Raw genomic sequence first — 20,234 nt, 5'->3', positions numbered from 1 at the left:
GGTCCGTCGATCTGACCCGATCCATGGTGACACAGGGGTGAAGCCTCAGCGCACGAAGCGATCGTGCAGCCAGAAGCCCACCACCATGGCAGGCACGAACCACAGCGCTTCACGCGATGCGACAGCCAGCCCGGCGATGGCCGGTCCGGGGCAGTAACCAGCCCATCCCCAGCTGATACCGAATAGCGCGGCGCCCAGCAGCAGGCGCGCATCGACATCACGTGCGGTGGGCAGCTGGAAGCGGGCCGCATACCCGGGACGCGCGCGTCGCAGCACCCAGCGCTGCCCGACGGCACTGACCAGCAGCGCCGAGGCCAGCACCCACATCAACGTCGGATCAAAATCACCGGCGACATCGAGGAAGCCGAGCACGCGACGCGCGTCGGTCATCCCGGAAAGCGCCAGCCCAGCGCCAAACAGCGCACCCGACACAGCGGCGGCCCATACCCCGCGACTCATGCCAGGCCTCCGCCGTGCCGGATCAGGAACGTGGTCAGCATCGCGCAAGCCATGAACACCAGCACTGCCAGCAGCGAGCGCTTCGAGCCTCGGGCCATGCCACAGACGCCATGACCACTGGTACAACCACTCCCCAGGCGCGTGCCGAAGCCCACCAGCAGGCCGGCGCCGATCAACTGCCAGGCCGGCAAGGCATCGCGCAGCAGCACGCGTGGCGAGGCCTCGGGCAACGCCTGCCACCACAGCACCAGCCCCGCTGCTGTGAGCAGGCCCAGCAGGAATGCCCAGCGCCAGCCGCGCTCGCCTTCCGCTGCGCGCAGGCTGCCCGCGGCGATCCCGCTGATACCCGCTACGCGCCCGAGTGTGGCGAGCAGCAACACCGCGGCGGCGCCGATCAGCGCCCCGCCAGCCACCGCAGTCCATGGCAGGTTCACGCCCTGCCCTCCTTCACGCCGCTCATGGGATTGCCCTTTGATTTAGATTTATCTAAATTAGACACTTCTAAACAAAAAGGTCAACCATGGCCCGCACCCCGCTCGACAGCGCCGCCATGGCCGAACACGCCGCAGAGGCTGCAACGCTGCTCAAGAGCCTGGCCCATCCTGCGCGGCTGCGCGTGCTGTGCCGCCTGGTCGAAGGTGAGGCACCAGTACCGGAACTGCAGGCATTGACCGGCCTCAGCGCATCGGCGCTGTCACAGCATCTGGCGGTGTTGCGCGAACTGGATATCGTCGCGACGCGTCGCGAAGCGCAGACCATCCACTACCGCGTGATTGAAGGGCCCGCACTGGGCGTGCTGCAGGCGCTGCATGCCGCCTACTGCGGTGGCACTTCGCGTTGACGCTCAGCCGGCGTGCAGGGCGGGCTGCACGACGTTGTCGAGCAGATCCACCGGGGTCGGCGCCGAACGATCACCTTCCAGCGCCCGGCTGAAACCCGACCAGTCGCTGGCCGAAAGCTGGCGCAGCAGTGCTGCATCCACCGGCAACGCGCGCATCGACCAGTACGGAAACTGACGCTGGCCCAGGCGGCCGCGCGCCAGCTCGATGATGTCGACATGGCTGCCGGCCTGCAGGATGCGCTCGTACACCGAATCGATACCGTCCGGCGGCCCCTCGATGTACTGCAGGAATCGCCCGCCGTCATGCAGCAGCACACCGGTCACGCCCGCCATCTTGTTGAAGCGGGCGGCATCGTCGACCAGCGCCTGCAACCGTTCAGCGGAAAGATCCGGCAACGCCTGGCTGACGTAGGCGATGGCACGCAGTGGCATGGTGCTTCCTTGACAAGATGTACACCCACGGTAGCAGTTGCGGACGAGTCCGTCTCAGCGCCCGTGGATGTTTCCTGAAGAATTCAGTTTGCCGCTGCAGGCAGCCCTTCTGCGCGTCTCGGCAGCAGCGCTTCGAACACCACCTGCCCGGCCTCGTTGCGCGCTGCGATGCGCCCCCCGTGCGCACGCACGAACTGATCGACGATGTACAGGCCCAGCCCCAGGCCCTTGCTCTGGTGGAAGCTGGCCTTGAACGGTTCGAACAGCCGCGGCAGCAGCGCGTCGTCGATCCGGCCGGCATTGCTGACCCGGAGCAGCACGCTGCGCGGATCGCGCCCGTCCACCTCCACCCTCGCCTCGCTGCCGTGGGTGAGCGCGTTGCCGACCAGATTGGCGGCAACCTGGCCGAGACGGTCCAGATCGCCCTGCAGCCGCGTATCGCCGTGCATGTCCAGATGGATCCGGTCCGCGCCATGCGCGCTGCCCGCTTCGGCCACCACCGCGCGGGTCACGTCGGCCAGATCGCAGGCACTGGCCTGCAGGTGCAGGCCACCGCTGCGGATCCGTGAGAAGTCCAGCAGCTGTTCGACCATGCGTGCCATGCGCAGAGTGCTTGCCTCCAGGTACTGCAGGGTCTGCTGCGCGCCCGCATTGTCCTGCGGGATCTCCATCGCCAGCTTGTCACTGCACAGCAGGATCGCCGACAGCGGCGTGCGCAGGTCGTGGGTCAGCACCGCCGCCATTGTTTCGTTGAGCTTGAGCGCGCGTTCCAGCGCCTCGTTGCGCGTCTTCAGCAGCTGCCGCTGCTGGTACAGCTCAATGAAGACGTTGACCTTGCTCAGGATCACCTGCGGCGCCACCGGCTTGTGCAGGAAATCGACCGCACCGCTCTCGTAGCCCTTGAACACGCGCAGGGGATCATCCGGGGAGGCGGTCAGGAAGATGATCGGCACGTCGCGGCTGCGATGCGAACCGCGCATCAGTTCGGCCAGGGTGAAGCCATCGATCTCCGGCATGTGCACGTCCAGCAGGGCCAGTGCCACCTCGTGCTCGAGCAGCAGCTCCAGCGCCTGCGCGCCGGAGCCGGCCAGCAGCAGATTCACGCCCTCGCGCTGCAGCAGCGCCCGCATGGCCACCAGGTTCTGCGGTACGTCATCGACGATCAGCAGGTTGACCGGGGACTGCGACTGCGCAGGGTCCGGTGGCAGCAGGTTCATGCAAACAACTCCTTCAGGCGGCGACACATCAGTTCAAGGGGCAGCACGGCATCGGCGCCGGCGTACTGCAGGGCGGAGGCCGGCATCATCGACGCTTCGGCTTCCTCGGGACATTGCAGCCAGGCACGGCCACCGGCACGGCGCACGGCGGCAACGCCCTCGCTTCCATCACTGCTGGCACCGGTCAGCAGCAGGGCCAATACCCGCCTGCCGAACACCGCAGCAGCGGAGTCGAACAGCGGATCGATGGCCGGACGGGAGAACAGCACCGGCGCATCCACCGACAACGCCACCGCCCCCTCGTCCTCCACCAGCAGGTGGTAATCCGGCGGCGCGAACGTCACCGTGCCCAGCTGCAACGGCTGCTTGTCTTCAGCTTCGCGCACCGGCAGCGCGCAGTACGGCGCCAGCACCTCGGCGATGCGGCTGGTGCGGTCACGCGGCAGGTGCAGCACGGCCAGTACCGGCACCTGCAGCGTCGCCGGCAGCGCACCGAGTACCGCCTGCAGGGCCGCCACGCCACCGGCAGACGCGCCGATCACCAGCACGGCAGGACGCGCCGGCAGCGCCATCAGGCCACCTTCCGGTACAGGCGGTGCTCGCGCGAACAGACCTCGAAGGCGTCATGGTGGCATCCGAACTGCAGCGATTCCTTGCTGCCAAGACCGAGGAAGCCTCGATGCACCAGCGCCTCACGGAACAGGCCGACCGCGCGGTCCTGCAGATCGCGGTTGAAATAGATCAGCACGTTGCGGCACGACACCAGGTGCACTTCGGAGAACACGGTATCGGTGGCGAGGCTGTGGTCGGCGAACACCACGTTGCGGCGCAGCTGACGGTCGAACACCGCGCCGTCGTAGGCCGTGGCGTAGTAGTCGGACAACGACGCCGTGCCACCGGCCGCCAGGTAGTTGCGGCTGAACTGGGCCATCCGGTCGATGCCATAGGCGCCCGCCTCGGCGGTGGCCAACGCGGCCGGATTGATGTCGGTGGCATAGACGATGCTGCGATCAAGCAGGCCTTCCTCATGCAGCAGGATCGCCAGCGACCACACCTCCTCACCGGTGCTGCAACCGGCCACCCACAGCTTCACCGAGGGATAGGTGCGCAGTACCGGCACCACCTGCTCGCGCAGTTCACGGAAATACGCTGGATCACGGAACATCTCCGAGACCTGCACGGTGAAGAACTGCATGGCCTGGGCGAACAGCTCCGGCTCGTGCAGCAGCCGGTACTGCAGGTCGACCAGCCGTTCGCACTCATAGCGCTGCATCGCCTGGCGCATGCGCCGGCGCAGCGACGACACCGCATAGCTGCGGAAATCGTAGTGGTAGCGCTGGTACAGCGCTTCCAGCAGGACCTTCAGCTCCAGGTCGAACAACGCCTGTTCGTTCATTGCCGCGAGCACCAGACCCGGCACAGCGAGACCAGCTTGTCGACGTCGATGGGTTTGGCGATGTAGTCGTTGGCACCGGCCTGCAGGCAACGCTCGCGGTCATCGGGCATGGCCTTGGCGGTCAGCGCGATGATCGGCAGGTCCTGCAGGTGACGTTGCGCGCGGATCTCGCGCATCGCGGCCAGGCCGTCCTTCTCCGGCATCATGATGTCCATCAGCACCAGGTCGACCTCGCGCTCAGCCAGGCGATCCACCGCTTCCTGGCCGTTGCGCGCGATCTCCAGCGTCACGCCCAGCGGCTCAAGCACGCTGGACAGCGCGAAGATGTTGCGCACGTCATCCTCGGCCAGCAAAACAGTACGGCCATCGAGCACGGTGTCGCGACGGCGGGCCTCGCGCAGCAGGCGCTGCTGGTCGGTGGGCAGGCTGGCTTCCACGCTGTGCAGGAACAGGGTGACCTCATCCAGCAGGCGTTCGGGCGAACGCGCGCCCTTGATGATGATGCTCTTCGAATAGCGGCGCAGGCGCTGCTCTTCCTCGCGGCCGAGCGCGCGACCGGTATAGACGATCACCGGCGGGAAGCCGACATCATCATTGCCGGCCATGTGCTCGAGCAGGTCGTAGCCGCTGCCGTCGGGCAGCGACAGGTCCATCACCATGCAGTCGAAGGTGACCGTGCTGAGCTGCTCCAGCGCGCCGGCCAGCGTTCCCACTGCAACGATCTGCAGCTGATCACGGCCCAGCAACAGTTCCAGGTTGTGGCGCAGCTCGCTGTCGTCCTCGACGATCAGCAGGCGCCGCACGTCGCGCTGGCTGGTCTGTTCCAGCTGTTCGATGGCCGTCACCAGCCGCTCGCGCGTGGTCGGCTTGATCGCGAAACCAATCGCACCCAGCTCGCGCGCCACCTGGCTGCGGTCCATCGCCGAAACCACGTGCACCGGGATATGCCGGGTATCGGGGTTGCGCTTCAGGCGCTCCAGCACGCTCAGGCCGGACACGTCCGGCAGGCCGATATCGAGCAGGATGCCGTTGGGGCGCAGTTCGCTGGCCAGGGTCAGTGCCTCTTCGGCAGTCCCGGCCACCACGCAGTCGAAGTCCAGTTCATGGGCCAGGGCCACCAGCGCTTCGGCGAACGTGGCGTCGTCCTCGACGGCCAGGATCAAGCGGCCGGCGCGTTGGCGACGGCCGCGGTCATCGGCCACGCTGGCGGTGACGGGCGCCACGGATGCAACGGTCGGTGCGACAGCGGTGCGCGCAGCGATCGGCGGCGCAGGCTGCGGCGCAGGCGCTATTGAGGCGGCGGCAGGCACTTCGCCCGGTTCCGAAACCGGCGCGCCCTGCAACGGCAGTTCCAGGATGAAGCAGCTGCCGCGACCCGGTTCACTGTCGACCTGGATGCTGCCACCCATGCGCTCGGCCAGATCGCGCGAGATCGACAGGCCCAGGCCGGTGCCACCGTAGCGGCGGCGGGTGCTGCCATCGGCCTGGCGAAAGGCTTCGAAGATGACCTGCAGCTGCTCGCGGGCAATGCCGATACCGCTGTCGCAGACCTCGAAACGGATGCGTCCTTGACCGCCCGCACGCACGTGCAGGCTGACCTTCCCATGCTCGGTGAACTTCACCGCATTGGCCAGCAGGTTCTTCAGGATCTGCTGCAGGCGCTGGCTGTCGACCACCAGCTGGCTCGGCGCCAGCGCATCGGCCTCGATCTGCAGGGCCAGGCCCTTCTGCCGCGCCATCGGCTCGAAGGTCTCACGCAGGCGCTGCAGTACGCTGCCCGTCACCACCACTTCATCGGCCAGCTCGACGTGGCCGGCCTCGATGCGCGAAAGGTCCAGGATGTCGTTGATCAGCGCCAGCAGATCGTTGTTGGACGACAGGATCGCGCGCGCATACTTCACCTGTTCTTCGGTGAGCGTGCCGTCCTTGTTGTCGGCCAGCAGCTTGGCCAGGATCAGCGAGCTGTTCAGCGGCGTGCGCAGTTCATGCGACATGTTGGCCAGGAACTCGGACTTGTAGCGCGAGGTGGCGGCCAGTTCGTTGCTGTTGCGCACCAGCTGGCTCTGCGCGACCAGCAGCGCCTGCTTCTGCGCCTCCAGCTCGTGGGTGCGCTCTTCCAGCTGGACGTTGCTCTGTTCCAGCTCGGCCTGCTGTTCTTCCAGATGGCTCTGCGACTGCAGCAGGCTGCGGCTCTGCTCTTCCAGTTCCTCATTGGCCACGCGGAGCTCTTCCTGCTGGGCCTGCAGCTCCTCACCCTGGCGCTGGGATTCCTCCAGCAGTACCACCAGTTGTGCGCGCAGCAGCGAGGCACGCAGCGCCATTCCGATGGTCTCGGCACAGCGCTCCAGCAGCTCGACATCGAGTCGATCCTGTTCGCCGGCGCGGGTGCGTCCCAGTTCAATGATGCCCACCACCGCACCATCGCTGCTGATCGGCGCCAGGATGCGCTCGCGCACCGGCAACCGCCCCAGGCTGGTCTGCAGCTCAAGCACCGCATCATCCCCCCCATGCAGGTGGCGGATGCGTTCGTCCCGTGCCACCTGCCCGGCCACGCCCTCCTGCAATGCCAGCGACGCCGGCATACCGGACGGCAACGCCAGACCGCCGGTCAGCTGCAGTCTTCCCCCTTCCAGACGGTAGACGGCGGCGACATCGGCCTGCAGCTGAGCCCCCAGGCTGGTTGCCGCCGCCTCGGCGATCTGCTCTGGACCCAGGTCACCGCGCAGGCTCATCGCCACCGCGTTCTCGGCCTCCTGCAGCCACAGCGCGCGCATCGCTTCGCGCCGCGCCTGGATGGCGCGGGAGACGATCAGCGCGATCATCAGGAACGCACACCCGCCAATGCTGCGGTTGACGAACGAGAACGCCGAGTTGGAGCTGGCCGGGGCAACGTTGTAGCCGATGATCAACAGGATGCAGGCGACGACGGCCACGATGAACGGCGCGCGTGCACTGCGCTGGAACAGCGTGACGCCGACAGCGAGGAAGTACGCCAGCCAGACGGCGTAGCCCAGCGGAACCACCAGTTCCAACGCAATGGTCGCTGCCAGCAGTACGGCGGAGGTCATCCAGATCCAGCGGTCACGCGTAGTCGCACCAGGACGCATGCAGGTCGGTTCCAGAGCACAAAGGGTGGGTGATGGTACTCCGTGTCGTATTCAGCCGCACAGGACCATTGGCACGTGCCGCGCCTGCACGCACTCTTCACACTGCACTGCCTAGCTTCACGTCCCTCCCAGGGGTAATGCTCATTTCCACGTGGACGCAGCTGCTTCTACGACGTCCGTGCTGACGGACCCTTCCCGCCAACTGCGACTGCTGATCGACAGCGTGCGCGACCATGCGCTGTACCTGCTTGATCCTGATGGCATCGTCTGCAGCTGGAACCCCGGCGCGGAGCGCATCAAGGGCTATTCAGCCGGTGAAGTGGTCGGCACGCACTTTGGCCGTTTCTATCTGGCTGCCGATCGCGAAGCCGGGGAACCGCAGCGCCTGCTCCGCCTCGCAGCGCAGCACGGTCACGTCGCCAGTGAAGGCTGGCGGGTGCGCCGCGATGGCTCGTCTTTCCGTGCCAGCGTGGTCATCGAGCCGGTCGTCGAAGCAGGCGAGCTGCTCGGCTTCGTCAAGATCACCCGCGACATCACCGAGCAGTGGCAGGCACAGCGGCTGCTGCGTGATGCCCAGCGTGCGCTGCGCAATACCCAACAGTTCGAGACCGTCGGCCGCCTCAGCCGCGGGCTGTCGCACGAGTTCAACAATCTGTTGACCACCATCGGCAACGCCCTGGACCTGCTGTCCCTGCGCGTGAACGGTGACGATGCACGCGCCGCCGAGCTGCTTGATGCGGCGCAGACCGCGACCGATCGTGGTGCGCTGCTGACCCGCCAGCTGCTGGCCTTCAGCACCGGCCAGACCCTGATCCGCGAACCACTGGATATCAATGCGCTGATACGGCAGTGGCTGCCGGACCTGCAACGCGCCTGCCCGCCCACGGTGGTGCTGGATGCCCAGCTGGCGCCCGGCCTGCCTGCGATCAACACCGATGCGCTGCAGCTGCAGACGGCGCTGGCCAATCTGGTCGCCAATGCCGCGGATGCTACCCTTGAAGGCGGCCGCATCCTGATCGGCACTGCACTGGAGCATCGCCTCGACCCGGATGCGGACTCCACGCTGCAACGTGGCTATGTCACCCTCAGCGTCTGCGATGAGGGCCACGGGATGGCGGCCGACATCGCCGAACGGGCGACCGAGCCGTTCTTCACCACCAAGGACATCGGCAAAGGCAGCGGCCTGGGCCTGAGCCAGGTGTTCGGATTCACTACCCAGAGCGGCGGCTTCGTCGACGTGTCCACCACGCCCGGTGTCGGCACCACGGTCAGCCTGCTGCTCCCCGCAATGGAGGACCCTGCCGATGACCGATGACCCGATCCGCGTATTGATGGTGGAAGACCAGACCGATCTGCGTGAAATGATCGGCCTGGCCCTGCGCGACCTCGGCATCGACGTGGCCACGACCGCCGATGCGCATGAGGCCGCCGCCCTGCTGAAGGGCGAAGCGCGTTTCGACGTGGTGTTCAGTGACGTCAGCATGCCCAACGGCATGTCCGGCATCGAACTGAGCGAGCATGTGGCGCGCGAACAGCCGCAGGCGCGGATGATCCTGTCGTCCGGTTATGCGCGCTCGCAACTGCCGCCCCTGCCGGAACAGGTGGAATTCCTGCCCAAGCCGTATCGGCTGCGCCAGTTGGTGCAGTTGTTGAAGCAAGCGTAAGGCACGGTGCCCCGGCAGCAGGGCCCTGCGGTCAACCCGTCATCGCCCCCCGCTGGAACGAAGCCAGCAGCGTAGAGGCTGCCGCTGCCGGCGCCAGCCGACCGCGCGCCAGTGACCAGGTGATGCCGTAGAAGCAGGTCCAGTAGAAGTCCGCGAGCCACACTGCGGTGAAACCAACATTGAACTCTCCGGCCGCCTGACCACGCAGGAAGAAGGCCTCGAAGCGCTCGCCGATCGGCGCCCAGCGCTCCGGCAGCAGATGCAGGTCACCCTGGCGCTGCTGCTCTTCCATCATCCGCGCGAACAGCAGCGTTACCAGTTCCCAGTCCGCCAGCAGCGTGGCGGTGACCTGCTCCAGCACGTGGTGTGCATCACCGCCCTCATCGAACCAGACCGCCGCCGCTTCCACGCGCTCGAAGCCGGCCGCGAACAGTGCCTCGTCGATCGCCTCCCGGGTGGGCGCAAACCGGTACAGGGTCGCGCGGCTGATACCCGCCCCGCGCGCGAGTTCGCTGAGGGTGCAGCGCGGATGGCTGACCAGGGTGGCCGCCAGCGCGTGGGGCAGGTCGCGGCGGGTGCGTGCTGCAGCAGGTCGCATGAAAGCGCTGAGGTGTGGGTTCGCCCTCACGCTAGCATGAATCACCAATTAATAAACTGAATCAACGATGATTCATTCCGATCACCGATGCGCTAAAACAGGGATGCGTCCGGTGCACCCGGGTCGGTGCACGGCAGGGAACGCGTCACAGGCATCGAAGGAGACAACGCCATGCTGCATCCACTACGCGATATCGCTGTGTTGTTCGACGCCAGCGACACCGGGGACCGCGTTCTCAACATCGCCGCCCATCTGGCGCAGGCACAGCAGGCCCATCTGGTCGCGGTCTCCACCGCCCAGCATCCCACCGACATCGCCAACGGCTTCGCGCGCGGTGCCGGCATCGCCGCCGCACTCGACCACGAGGCGCGCGCGGATGCCGCCTGCACCGCGCAGCTGATGCAGAACCTGCGTGCCGTGTCCGAGCCGCTGCAGATCAGCACCGAACTGCGCATCGTCTCGGACTATCTGGGCGGCGCCGACCTGGCCCTGCAGTCGCTGTACTGCGACCTGATCATCGCCGGCTATCCGCGTACTCCCGGCGCCCCTTCTGGCTGGCACCCGCTGGGAACGCTGCGCCAGACCGGCGTGCCGATGCTGCTGGTGCCACCGCATTGGCATGGCGACCAGGTCGGCCATCGCATCGTGGTGGCCTGGAATGCCAGCAAGCAGGCACGCCGTGCGGTAGCCGATGCGCTGCCGTTGCTCGCACGTGCAAAAGCGGTGCACCTGCTGATGGTCGACACGCCCAGGGCCGAGGCCACACCTGGCGCCGAGATGGCCCAGCACCTGGCGCGGCACGGCGTCGAAGTAGAGATCCAGGCGATCAGTTCAAGCCAGGGCGGCGTTGCCGCGACCATCCGCCAGCACGTGCTCGATGCCGACGCCGACCTGCTGGTGCTGGGCCCCTACAGCCGCAGCCGGGTGGTCGAGCGTGTGCTCGGCGGGGTCACCGAGGATCTGCTGGCCGAAGTACCGGCGCCCTTGTTCGTGTCGCACTAGTACCGCCCTGCCCTGCCCGGCGATAGCCGGTCAGCGACTGCCCGGTGTGCCGCCGGAAGTAGCGGCACAGGTAGGATGCATCCTCGAAGCACAGGCGCTCGGCGATGCGACCGATCGGCAATTCGCTGTAGGTCAGCAGCGCCTTGATTTCCAGCACCACCTGGCGATCAATCAACGCCTTAGGCGTTTCGTCGAAGCACTCGCGGGTCAGCTGCGCAAGATAGAACGGGGTGATGCACAGCGCGTCGGCATAGGACTGCACGTCGCGCTGGCGCGTGCTGCGCTCACCGACCAGTTCCCAGAAATTCCAGGCCAAGCGCTCGCGTCGGCTGACCTGCGCCACGGCCACACCGCGCGCCGGCAACAGCGTTGCGAATTTGAGGAAGAACGTCTGCAGCAGGTTGCGCAGCATCACGTGACGATAGCGGCCGCCATTGTGCTGTGCATCCATCAACTGCTGCAGCCAGCCCTGCAGCAGCGGCACGTCCAGCGGCGACGGCACGCAGTGGGGCTGATCGTGCAGGAACTTGAACAGTGCATTGGGAAGCACATAGGCCACCTCCGATGCCAGCGCCTTGGGCATCAGGCAGACCACCGCCAGAAAGCCGCGTGAGCGCTGCCGCAGCAGCGCCAGCGTGTCCTCTGCCAGCACCAGCACATCGTGCCGCTGCACCGCTACCTCGCGGAAGTTCAGTGCAAAGCGTGCGCGCCCCGATACGCATACCAGCACCGCCAGATAAGCGTGGCCGAACGACAACGGGATGCCTTGCCCTTCGGCCAGCGTACTGACCTCCAGGCGCATGGATTCGTCCTGGTCCAGGAGCTGGGGTACGCGATCCATGGGCCGACCCGGCTGTATTCCGGGCCCCAGCATACCCGGGCTCGGCCACCCGTTGTGAAAAGTACCGAAACCATCAAGGTCCCGCTCTGGGCCGATCGCGCCTGGCGACCTAGCCTGTGCACTCTCTTTGTTCCCGTGGAATTGACATGCAGCTGCACACCGAACGCTTGATCCTTCGCCCCTGGCGCGACACCGACGCTGCCGATCTGTACGAGTACGCCCGCGACCCGCGCGTGGGCCCCATCGCCGGCTGGCCGGTGCACACCAGCGTTGAGGAAAGTACCGAAATCATCCGCACCGTCTTCAACCGGCCAGAGGTCTACGCGCTGCAGAGCCGCGAGGACGGCCACGCGATCGGCTGTGTCGGCATCCTGATCGGCACCGACAGCAACTTCGAGATCAGCGATCGAGAGGGTGAGATCGCCTACTGGATCGGCGTTCCGTACTGGGGCCGCGGACTGGTGCCCGAAGCGGTGCGCGAAGTGATGCGGCACGCCTTCATGCAACTGGAACTGGACGCACTGTGGTGCGGCTACTTCGCTGACAACCTGCAATCGCTCAGCGCGCAGAGCAAATGCGGCTTCCAGCATCACCATACCGAAGTGAACAAGTTCAACAGCTTCCTCGGCGACTACCGCACCGAGCACATCAGCCGCATCACCCGCGAGCAATGGTTTGCCCTGCAGGCCACCTTGCCAGCATGAGCGAAGTTCAGGCCGACGTGCGCTGCATGAACAGAAGTTCCGGCGTCGAGGACGCATCAACCTGCTGGAAGCCGAGGTCGCGATACAGGGCCACGGCAGCTGCGTTGTCACGATAGACGCGCAACGTGAGGCGCTGCACACCGGCTTCGCGCATGGCCTGTGCACTCAAGGCCTGCATGAGCAGCCGGCCAAGGCCGCGCCCGCGTGCCAGCGGGGAAACAATGATGCGGCCCAGGTGCGCGGCACCGGCGTCGGTCATCCAGTACTGGCCAAAGCCCAGGCACTGGCCCTGCTCGTCAAGCAGCGCCCAGCCCGGCCGCAGCCCGAGTTCGAGCACCTGCGCGAACCGTTCCTGCGGCAAGGGAAACGGCACGCCGGGGCCCGCCCAGCGCTGGGTGGCCTCGGCGGAATCAAGCCAATCGGCAATGGTGGCGTAGTGGGAAGGCTGGACGGCGCAAAGGCTTGGTTTCATGACCCGCATGGTGCGTCATTCGTGACGATTAGACACGCTGCGTGGCGACACTTGAGTTTTGTCATAGGACAATAAACAATTCCAGGCGTCCAGCCCATTCCCCCTTCGGGAGATCCCATGTTCAAAGGCCTCAGCGCGTTTCCACTGACCCCGCTCTCTGAAGCCGGCATCGACTTTCGTGCGTTTGCCGGACTGATCGAGCGCCTGGCCGATTCCGATGTTGATTCGATGGGCGTGCTTGGCTCCACTGGCAGCTACGCCTATCTGGAGAAGCACGAGCGCAAGCGCGTGCTGCGCGAAGCCCTGGCGCACGCAGGAGGCGTACCGGTCATCGCCGGCATCGGTGCACTGCGTACCCGCGATGTGCTGGAGCTGGCGCTGGATGCGGAGGATGCAGGTGCTGCAGGCCTGCTGCTTGCCCCGGTGTCCTACCAGCCTCTGAAGGACCATGAGGTGCAAGGGCTTTTTGAAGCCGTATGCGCGGCGGTGCGCACGCCCATCTGCGTCTATGACAACCCCGGCACCACGCACTTCCGTTTCTCCGATGCACTGCATGGCCGGATCGCCGCGCTACCGAACATCGCCTCGATCAAGATTCCGCGCCTTGCTGATGATCCCGCCGAGGCTGTCGCGCGCGTTGCCGCACTCCGCGCGTGCGTTCCTGCGCATGTGACGCTGGGCGTCAGCGGTGACGCGTCGGCCGTACGTGGACTGCTGGCGGGGTGCGATGGCTGGTATTCGGTAACTGCCGGACTGTTCCCCGAGGTTGCGCTGCAGATCGTGCGGGCCGTGGAAAACGCCGATGAGGAAGGTGCGATTGCCCTCTCCGCACGGCTGGCGTCGCTGTGGTCGCTGTACGACCGGTTTGGCGGGATTCGCGTGATGGCCTGCGCGGCGGCGCTGCTGGGGCTGTGCAGCGAGAACTGCCTGCCGTTGCCGTTGCAGGGGCTGCGGGACGGTGAGCGCGAGGAGGTGGACGCGGTGCTGGGTGGGCTGGGGTTGTTGTAGAGCCCCGGAGTGCAGCTGCCATGCGCCTGCGGAAGATGGTGACCCCGGCCCGATTCGAACGGGCGACCTTCCCCTTTGGCGCAGCGGCTACTGGGGAGCAGGTGCTTTCGCGATCTTGGCGCGCGCCAGTCCGTCACTCCCAGTCGCAGGCCTTGCGACTGGTTTATGGGTGAATTCGGCCCAAATCAGGAGGCCAAAAGCAGATGACTGAAGAGAACATCACCCGAAGCTACTTCCTTGAAGGAATTCTTGAACTTGGAAGGAATTGGGCGCTTGCTGTAGCCATAGCATCTGCAGGACTGGTTGCTAGCCGGACGGAGACCATCGATGGCCCACAACATTGGGAGCAACACGTGTTTATTGCATGCGCCATGACAGCATGCCTCTGGATGGTGCTTGCGGTTCTTCGCTTTGAAGAGGGGCTGACGCATCGAGTGAAAGGGAAGGGCTGGCTGGCCAGATTTTCTGCGCTGGCGCTCTATGCATTTCTGGCAATGCTTGGCGTATCCGTGATCACCGTTGTCAGCCATTTTTCATGGAACAACGAGGTTGTTCAGATCTGCGACTCTGCAAAAGGACGCGCAGATAGCAAGATCCCCCATTACGATGAGTGCAAACGACTACAGGCACAGCGCCAGATCGTAGTGGACAAGCTGGAAGGCCGAAATGGGGCTCCTGCAGGACGTGAGTAGCATTACGCCCCTCCTGACTTGCCCGGCCAGCCTCTGGATTTCGCGCGAACCTCATCCAACGTAACGTGCGCGTAGTGGTCAACGATCCAAGTGGTGACGCCTTTAGGGAGGTGGCGAATTCTCCTATCTCCATGGAATCGAAGCCCAAGGACAGGGCCACCTTCAGCAGGATGATTCGATTCAATCAGCAACCGCGATCCCCGCCGCATGGCGGCGCTCTCGCAGTAGCCAGCACGGATGGCCGCCCGCATACCAAAGAGGTCCGTCAGGCACTCCTGTACGAAGCGCTACTGCTTCGAGGAGAGAGGCGGCCGGGGATATTCGGATCCTTTCATTGCATGCTCGCGTGATGAGCCGAACGGCAACCCTCAAGCTCAAGAAGCAATCGGCCGATAAACAGTCCATGAGAATTACCTTGAAATACAAGGCGATACTGTGGGTAATGGAAGCCCTTTTGCGTATCCCCACCTCATATCAGGGTTTCGTCTGGTATCAGACGAAACGTGCCAAGCAGCTCAGCAATTGCGTTGCCGACATGTGTGAGGCCGACTACATTTCGGAGCAGGCCATCAAGGCGGCCCAAGCAGAGCCGGAGAGGTGTCGAGAAGAGGTAGATCGGAAGAATGGGACCGTTGAATTCATCAAAGAGGAGGCATAGCGCGCTCGTCAGGGACTTACGTAGGTCCAAATTGCGACTTGGCATGTTCGGACGTGGTTGTCGGCGCCACGCCCGATTTGAACAAGAGCTCCTGCGACCTCGGCTCGTAGTTGGGCATGCGAATCAAGCTCGATGGTGCCGGCGACGGCTTCGGACATCCGTACTACTCGCTCGCCCAGTCGGGTCACCTCTCCGCGTATCAGCTGGATCACGCTGACTCCCCCCTCCCTTGCTGACTCCGCGAACTGCTTGGGCAACCGTCGGCTTGCTGGTAGAGCGGCAGCGCTTCACGCTTATGCCTCCCAACAAAAGGACTCGTCATGGTCATACAAAGCGCCGATCAAACGATCGCCCTCTCCCAGTTCAGTCAGGTTGAAGTGACTGCTTGGCTGCAGGTCGGAGCAGCAATAGCCGCCCTCTTCTGCGCGTTCTACGTTCCGATCAGGATGCGCAGAATTGACGAATTGGAGCGCCTTCGATCGGTTATTGACTGCGTTAACCAGGTCAATACGATCTGCCAATACTTCAAGGACGCTGTGGCTGACCTCGAAAACGCGGTGGGAACAGTTCCCGTGGAGTTCATCGCCGCGCATAACGCTTGCGAAAGCCACAAGATCAATCCAGGAACCCCTGCGAACCTTCTTCCCGCACTCAGTCAGATCGTGAGGGCATCCAATAGCATCCAAGGAAATTGGATTACCGCCAGCTCTCATCCCGATCAGCGCAGCAATGAAAAATTCATTAGTAAGATTGGTTCCACGGCAGACGGTCTTTCCCATCATCATGAGGCGTTGAAAAGGATCCTTAAGCATTGGCGCCGGAAGCACTGGTTCGTGCTTTTATTCGTCTAAGTAGTGCCTCATGCCGCATACCTCTGCAGTCGCTTCGGAGCCTGATCGCTCAGGCGCACGTTGTTTTCCACGGCCCAGGCCTGCGCGAAGGTGATCAGGTTGATCCACCCCGAGAAGCCGGGCCAGCGTAAAGGAAAGACTTCGCCCCACATGACCCCGTGGATCACGAGGAATCAGGCGATGAAGAAGTCCCGTTTTACTGAGGAGCAGATTACCTAAGCGCTCAAGTGGGTCGAGCTAGGGATGGCGGTCGGTTAGGTCTGCCGCAAGCTGGGCATTGCGGAGACGGCGTACTACGTGCAGCGCAAGGAGTACTGCGGGTTGGGTCCGTCCGAGATCAAGCGGCTGAGGTTGCTGGAGGAGGAAAACCGCAAGCTCAAGCAGCTGGTGGTCGACCGGAGCCCCGACGAGGCGATGCTACAGGAGGTGGTCACAAAAAGCTCTGAGGCCTGCCCAGAAGCGTGCCTAGGTGCGGCGGCGGCTGGAGCGACTTGGAGGCAATGAGCGGTGTACGCTGCGGATCGTGTCGATGTCGCGCTCGGCATTCTCCTTCACGCCCAGAGCGCGTGACAATGGCGCTATCCGCCAGCGGATGCACGAGACTACTCAGGCACGGGTTCACTACGATTGTGAGCACGCTGGTGATGCTGCGCCGGGAGGGCTGACCGTAGACGAGGACGCGCATTACTGCAGCGTATCCCGTAGCCAGTTCGATTCGAACATCGCCGACTACGGCGTCGAACCCCGAAATTTCATGGGCAAGAAGCTCTACGATCAGGCTGCCCTCTACTCCGCGATCTACTGCTCCAAGCAATAATCAAGATCACAATCTTCTGGCGCGATGGCGCCACGCGCCTCAACTGGCGGGAAGGCGGCAAGCGAAGCTGTATCGCCATTGGTCGCGTCAGCCCACGCGAGGCTGAGGGCGTACGAGCAGCGAAAGAAGCGGAACTGACCCATGGAGTGTGCATCCGCCCCCAGCTACCCACCGCCAGGGACTTTCTGGAGGCATACCTGGACTGGTACAAGGCCGAGCACCCCACCACGCCCGGAAAGGCCAAGAGCGAGGTTCCGCTGTTCATTGCCTGCTTCGGCCACCGCCCCATCGACACCATGCGTCCGATGGAGATGGAGTCCTACAAGACGGACCGACCAACCAAGAGCAAGGTGGTACCTGAGACCGTGGGCAAGGAAGTGCGCGGGCTGCAGGCAGCATTGCGGCGTGGCGTGAGGTGGATGGAATTGGACTTCAACCCGCTGGAGAAGACTCAGTCACCGCGCGGCGTCCGTGGCGTGGCCGTCCGGTTCTATACCGCCGATGCCATGCAGCAGCTCTATGCAGCCAATGCCGCCCGGGCGAATCTGTGGCGGTTTATGGCACATACCGGGATCAGGCGCGGTGACCCGATGCACCTGCGGCACGAGAACTTGGTCGCTGTGCACCTGCTGGTCGAGAGTGACCCGGGCGAGGAGGCGATGGGCGCACGAAGTCTGGGAAGTGGCGGGAGGTTCGATTGAACACCCATGCGGCCGCAGCTCTATCCACCCTCCCCGACCCACTGGTGAGTGCCTACAGGGACACAGTGAGCGACTGGTTCAAGGATGACGCGACGGCAGCAGGGGTTGGCGGGAGTCTTCACCGCCTGAGGCACACGTTCTGCGCTCATATGGTCATGGCCAGGGTGCCTCTTCGCAGGGTGCAGATCCTGGCCGGGCACGCTGACTACGCGACTACTGAGAAGTACTACGCGCACCTGACCCCTGAGGGCGATGACGGCGCAGTGGCGAAGCTAACCTATTGATTCTCCGTTGTGACCACTGTGACCACTGTGACCAACAGGTGCCTTTTGATGACCTGATATGGCCAGCGGAGAGATATCGCCTTCCGCAAGTTGTTGATTATGGCGACCCCGGCCCGATTCGAACGGGCGACCTTCCCCTTAGGAGGGGGACGCTCTATCCAGCTGAGCTACGGGGCCATTGGCAGCTGGCAAGGATACCGCGTCTGGCTGAATGGACCAAGCGCGGGAGGCAGTGGAACGGAGCTGGTGTCGCTATGATCCCCTGCCCCTACCCATTCAAAATCAGATGCCTGACGTCTGGACACTGCTATCGAGCCTGGGTGACAGCCGCTGGCTGCTGCCCATGATCGCCATCCTGCTGATCAGCCTTCCCCGCTCGGCATTCAAGTGGCTTGCACTGACGGCTATTGCCTTCACGGCGGCGCTGACCCTCGCAAGCAAGCTTGCCTACATGGGCTGGGGCCTGGGCATGGCCAGCATCGATTTCACCGGATTTTCAGGGCATGCCGCGATGTCCAGCGCTATCTATCCGGTGGCCGGGGCCCTGTTGGCGGGAACCACAAGACCAGCGAGAACTGCGGGCTTTGCTGCAGGGGCAATCCTGGCACTGCTGATTGGCTCATCCCGCATTCCATTGCATGCCCACAGTCTCTCGGAGGTGGTCGCAGGCCTGACGCTGGGCTTGAGCGCAGCGGCGTGGAGTCTGCGATCCAGCCCCCTTCCAGCGAGGCCGCATGCGTGGATTCTCGCTGCCGCTTTGGTCGCGGGGCTCGTGCTTCCAACGGCTGCGCCGCAGATGCAGACCCATCAGCTGGTCGTGGAACTCGCGAAATGGCTCTCAGGGCGTACGGAAGTCATGCAACGTCACAGTTCGTAATGCCGACATTCAGATTTCTTGACATAACACCCTCCAATTGGCGACGATGGCTGCGGAAATTTCCCTCACGGAGTAGGAGACCCCGTAGATGAAGAAGATGATTGCCGCTCTGGCCCTGCTGGGTCTGTCCTCCCCGGTATTCGCACAGGAAGCCCCGACTGCCCAGCCGGCCGCCGAAGTTGCTGCCGGTGCTGAAGGCGCCGGCGCTGCCGCCACTGGCACCCTGACCACGGTTGCGACCGTTGGCCTGGGTGTTGCTGCCGCCGCTGTTGTCTACAGCATTGCCAGCGACAGCAGCAAGGACGATGCGGGTAACAACAATGGCGGTGGCACCACCCCGCCGACCGGCACCACCGGCACGACGGGCACTACCGGCACCACCGGCACCAACTGATCGGTCGACCGAAGATGTACCCCCGCCCCCGCCGGGCGTCAGTTCGGCGGGGGTTTTTTCATGCCCGTCAGGGCCAGGATGAATTCTCGATGGACTGCAAGCGTCTCGTTGCCATGACGGCAATCGCCTTTACCCTGTCAGGCTGCATGTGGGCTCCTGGCCAGCATATGCGCTCAAGCGTACTGGCCCGCGACGACCAGCCCCTCGGAAACGATCAGATCGAGTTGATTCCCATCACGCCGAAGCTGATCGCAATGGATCGTGCATCGGACACTACGCCAGCGCTGCCGACTGCGTTAACGCAGTTCCAGCCCGCCCCCTACCGCATTGGCGCCGGTGACGTCCTCTACATAACGGTTTGGGATCATCCCGAACTGACAGTACCGGCCGGTGCGCAGCAGCAGCTCAATGCCGCCGGCCGCCCGGTGCAGGCCGATGGGTCTCTGTTCTACCCTTACATCGGCAAGATCACTGCGGCAGGCAAGACCCCCGGCGAACTCCGCGAAGAGCTGACCTCCAAGCTCGCGCGCTATATCGAGGCACCGCAGGTCGATGTCTCGCTGCTGACGTATGCGAGTCAGCGCGTGTGGGTTACCGGCGCCTCGCGTCAGCCCGCTACAGTGCCCCTCACGGTCGTGCCCCTGACGTTGGGCGATGCCATTAGCCAAGCAGGCCTTGACCCGAACCAAGCAGACCTGTCTGGCGTACGCCTCACGCGCGATGGCACCACCTACACCATCGACCTGGATCGCCTGGGCCGCAACGGTGGTGGCGACACCAACGTATTTTTGGCCGCCGGCGATCATATCTACGTGCCGTACCTGGATCGCAAGGAAGTGTTCGTGGTCGGAGAGGTCAATCAGCCCGGCGCACTGAGCTTCAAGACGGGCGACATCTCCCTCAGCCAGGCCTTGGGCCGCGCCCGCGGGCTCTTGCAGACCACTTCTAACGGCAACGCCGTGTATGTCATTCGCGGCTCCAATGATCTGCAGAACACGCCATCTCAGGTGTTCCATCTTGAAGCACGCTCGCCGGCAGCATTCGCCGCAGCAAGCCAGTTCAGCCTGCAGCCTGGCGATGTCGTCTTCGTCGGCGCCGCAGGTGTCACGCGGTGGAGCCGGTTCGTGAACCAGTTGCTGCCGTTCACCGCGATCATCAACAACGCCGCCAGCGTCAAGAACGACTTGGACAATTGACGAGGTTCACCATGCGCGGGAGC

At 64.4% G+C, this 20,234-nt stretch carries 25 protein-coding genes and 1 tRNA gene; 15 read left to right on the top strand and 11 right to left on the bottom strand.

The window, feature by feature from the left end; all coding sequences use genetic code 11:
- Window positions 1–45 precede the first annotated feature (45 nt).
- Both V3B64_RS14895 and V3B64_RS14890 read right to left on the bottom strand, forming a co-directional pair.
- A complete protein-coding gene (locus tag V3B64_RS14895) occupies window positions 46–459 on the bottom strand; it encodes a DUF6691 family protein (protein WP_329914381.1) in 414 nt (137 codons plus the stop codon).
- The gene (locus V3B64_RS14890) at window positions 456–893 is read right to left on the bottom strand and encodes a YeeE/YedE thiosulfate transporter family protein (RefSeq protein WP_329914380.1); all 438 of its coding nucleotides are present in this window, start codon (window positions 891–893) and stop codon (window positions 456–458) included. The genes V3B64_RS14895 and V3B64_RS14890 overlap by 4 nt, the downstream gene beginning before the upstream one ends.
- Before the next feature lie 86 nt (window positions 894–979).
- Here V3B64_RS14890 and V3B64_RS14885 point away from each other — a divergent pair, with 86 nt between their 5' ends.
- The gene (locus V3B64_RS14885) at window positions 980–1,300 is read left to right on the top strand and encodes a metalloregulator ArsR/SmtB family transcription factor (protein ID WP_329914379.1); all 321 of its coding nucleotides are present in this window, start codon (window positions 980–982) and stop codon (window positions 1,298–1,300) included.
- Between the two features lie 3 nt (window positions 1,301–1,303).
- On the opposite strand, the gene V3B64_RS14880 is transcribed toward V3B64_RS14885, so the two are convergent.
- The 5 genes from V3B64_RS14880 to V3B64_RS14860 form a co-directional block, all read right to left on the bottom strand.
- Entirely contained in the window at window positions 1,304–1,732 is a 429-nt protein-coding gene (locus tag V3B64_RS14880) for a BLUF domain-containing protein (RefSeq protein WP_032127425.1), read from the bottom strand.
- Between the two features lie 83 nt (window positions 1,733–1,815).
- Window positions 1,816–2,949, bottom strand: a complete 1,134-nt coding sequence (locus V3B64_RS14875; protein WP_329914378.1) for a hybrid sensor histidine kinase/response regulator — start codon at window positions 2,947–2,949, stop codon at window positions 1,816–1,818.
- Entirely contained in the window at window positions 2,946–3,521 is a 576-nt protein-coding gene (locus V3B64_RS14870) for a chemotaxis protein CheB (protein ID WP_032127501.1), read from the bottom strand. The genes V3B64_RS14875 and V3B64_RS14870 overlap by 4 nt, the downstream gene beginning before the upstream one ends.
- A complete protein-coding gene (locus tag V3B64_RS14865) occupies window positions 3,521–4,345 on the bottom strand; it encodes a CheR family methyltransferase (protein WP_032127427.1) in 825 nt (274 codons plus the stop codon). Before V3B64_RS14865 ends, V3B64_RS14870 begins: the two co-directional genes overlap by 1 nt.
- Window positions 4,342–7,452: a response regulator gene (locus tag V3B64_RS14860; RefSeq protein ID WP_121503138.1), complete on the bottom strand. Its 3,111-nt coding sequence runs from the start codon at window positions 7,450–7,452 to the stop codon at window positions 4,342–4,344. Before V3B64_RS14860 ends, V3B64_RS14865 begins: the two co-directional genes overlap by 4 nt.
- Window positions 7,453–7,630: 178 nt before the next feature.
- Here V3B64_RS14860 and V3B64_RS14855 point away from each other — a divergent pair, with 178 nt between their 5' ends.
- Entirely contained in the window at window positions 7,631–8,767 is a 1,137-nt protein-coding gene (locus V3B64_RS14855) for a PAS domain-containing sensor histidine kinase (protein WP_032127429.1), read from the top strand.
- Entirely contained in the window at window positions 8,757–9,116 is a 360-nt protein-coding gene (locus V3B64_RS14850) for a response regulator (protein WP_010482617.1), read from the top strand. Before V3B64_RS14855 ends, V3B64_RS14850 begins: the two co-directional genes overlap by 11 nt.
- 31 nt (window positions 9,117–9,147) lie before the next feature.
- Here V3B64_RS14850 and V3B64_RS14845 read toward each other — a convergent pair whose 3' ends face one another.
- Window positions 9,148–9,714, bottom strand: a complete 567-nt coding sequence (locus V3B64_RS14845) for a transcriptional regulator (protein WP_049421338.1) — start codon at window positions 9,712–9,714, stop codon at window positions 9,148–9,150.
- Between the two features lie 171 nt (window positions 9,715–9,885).
- Here V3B64_RS14845 and V3B64_RS14840 point away from each other — a divergent pair, with 171 nt between their 5' ends.
- Complete coding sequence (locus V3B64_RS14840) at window positions 9,886–10,716, top strand: universal stress protein (RefSeq protein WP_329914377.1); 831 nt, start codon at window positions 9,886–9,888, stop codon at window positions 10,714–10,716.
- On the opposite strand, the gene V3B64_RS14835 is transcribed toward V3B64_RS14840, so the two are convergent.
- Window positions 10,664–11,557, bottom strand: a complete 894-nt coding sequence (locus tag V3B64_RS14835; protein ID WP_329914376.1) for a helix-turn-helix domain-containing protein — start codon at window positions 11,555–11,557, stop codon at window positions 10,664–10,666. The two genes, V3B64_RS14840 and V3B64_RS14835, sit on opposite strands and share 53 nt — an antisense overlap.
- 146 nt (window positions 11,558–11,703) lie before the next feature.
- On the opposite strand from V3B64_RS14835, the gene V3B64_RS14830 reads away from it, so the two are divergent.
- Window positions 11,704–12,261, top strand: a complete 558-nt coding sequence (locus V3B64_RS14830) for a GNAT family N-acetyltransferase (RefSeq protein ID WP_132809997.1) — start codon at window positions 11,704–11,706, stop codon at window positions 12,259–12,261.
- A 7-nt stretch (window positions 12,262–12,268) separates the two neighbouring features.
- Here V3B64_RS14830 and V3B64_RS14825 read toward each other — a convergent pair whose 3' ends face one another.
- Window positions 12,269–12,742, bottom strand: coding sequence for a GNAT family N-acetyltransferase (locus V3B64_RS14825; protein ID WP_329914375.1), 474 nt, complete (start codon window positions 12,740–12,742; stop codon window positions 12,269–12,271).
- A gap of 108 nt (window positions 12,743–12,850) precedes the next feature.
- On the opposite strand from V3B64_RS14825, the gene V3B64_RS14820 reads away from it, so the two are divergent.
- From V3B64_RS14820 to V3B64_RS14790, 7 genes are all read left to right on the top strand, one after another.
- A complete protein-coding gene (locus V3B64_RS14820) occupies window positions 12,851–13,741 on the top strand; it encodes a dihydrodipicolinate synthase family protein (protein ID WP_329914374.1) in 891 nt (296 codons plus the stop codon).
- Between the two features lie 203 nt (window positions 13,742–13,944).
- Complete coding sequence (locus tag V3B64_RS14815; RefSeq protein ID WP_329914373.1) at window positions 13,945–14,433, top strand: hypothetical protein; 489 nt, start codon at window positions 13,945–13,947, stop codon at window positions 14,431–14,433.
- Between the two features lie 349 nt (window positions 14,434–14,782).
- Window positions 14,783–15,091, top strand: a complete 309-nt coding sequence (locus tag V3B64_RS14810) for a hypothetical protein (protein WP_329914372.1) — start codon at window positions 14,783–14,785, stop codon at window positions 15,089–15,091.
- A 320-nt stretch (window positions 15,092–15,411) separates the two neighbouring features.
- Window positions 15,412–15,942 (top strand): hypothetical protein, encoded by a 531-nt coding sequence (locus tag V3B64_RS14805; RefSeq protein WP_329914371.1) that lies wholly within the window; start codon window positions 15,412–15,414, stop codon window positions 15,940–15,942.
- A gap of 529 nt (window positions 15,943–16,471) precedes the next feature.
- Window positions 16,472–16,759 carry a hypothetical protein gene (locus V3B64_RS14800; protein ID WP_329914370.1) on the top strand — a complete coding sequence of 96 codons (288 nt, stop codon included), beginning with the start codon at window positions 16,472–16,474 and terminating at the stop codon, window positions 16,757–16,759.
- 146 nt (window positions 16,760–16,905) lie between these two features.
- Window positions 16,906–17,460, top strand: coding sequence for a hypothetical protein (locus V3B64_RS14795; protein WP_329914369.1), 555 nt, complete (start codon window positions 16,906–16,908; stop codon window positions 17,458–17,460).
- A 44-nt stretch (window positions 17,461–17,504) separates the two neighbouring features.
- Window positions 17,505–17,744: a tyrosine-type recombinase/integrase gene (locus V3B64_RS14790; RefSeq protein WP_329914393.1), complete on the top strand. Its 240-nt coding sequence runs from the start codon at window positions 17,505–17,507 to the stop codon at window positions 17,742–17,744.
- 100 nt (window positions 17,745–17,844) lie between these two features.
- Here V3B64_RS14790 and V3B64_RS14785 read toward each other — a convergent pair.
- A tRNA-Arg gene (locus V3B64_RS14785) sits at window positions 17,845–17,921 on the bottom strand.
- 166 nt (window positions 17,922–18,087) lie between these two features.
- Between V3B64_RS14785 and V3B64_RS14780 the strand changes: the two genes are divergently transcribed.
- The 3 genes from V3B64_RS14780 (at window position 18,088) to V3B64_RS14770 (ending at window position 20,211) form a co-directional block, all read left to right on the top strand.
- Entirely contained in the window at window positions 18,088–18,621 is a 534-nt protein-coding gene (locus V3B64_RS14780) for a phosphatase PAP2 family protein (RefSeq protein ID WP_329914368.1), read from the top strand.
- 88 nt (window positions 18,622–18,709) lie between these two features.
- Complete coding sequence (locus V3B64_RS14775; RefSeq protein ID WP_329914367.1) at window positions 18,710–19,015, top strand: hypothetical protein; 306 nt, start codon at window positions 18,710–18,712, stop codon at window positions 19,013–19,015.
- An 89-nt stretch (window positions 19,016–19,104) separates the two neighbouring features.
- Entirely contained in the window at window positions 19,105–20,211 is a 1,107-nt protein-coding gene (locus V3B64_RS14770) for a polysaccharide biosynthesis/export family protein (protein WP_329914366.1), read from the top strand.
- The last annotated feature ends 23 nt before the right edge of the window (window positions 20,212–20,234 follow it).

Origin of the sequence: Stenotrophomonas sp. SMYL86 (assembly GCF_036320025.1) — a bacterium.
GTDB classification, from domain to species: Bacteria; Pseudomonadota; Gammaproteobacteria; order Xanthomonadales; family Xanthomonadaceae; genus Stenotrophomonas; species Stenotrophomonas maltophilia_A.
The sequence above is the reverse complement of the archived record's forward strand: the minus strand, read 5'-3'. Positions and strand labels throughout refer to the sequence as shown.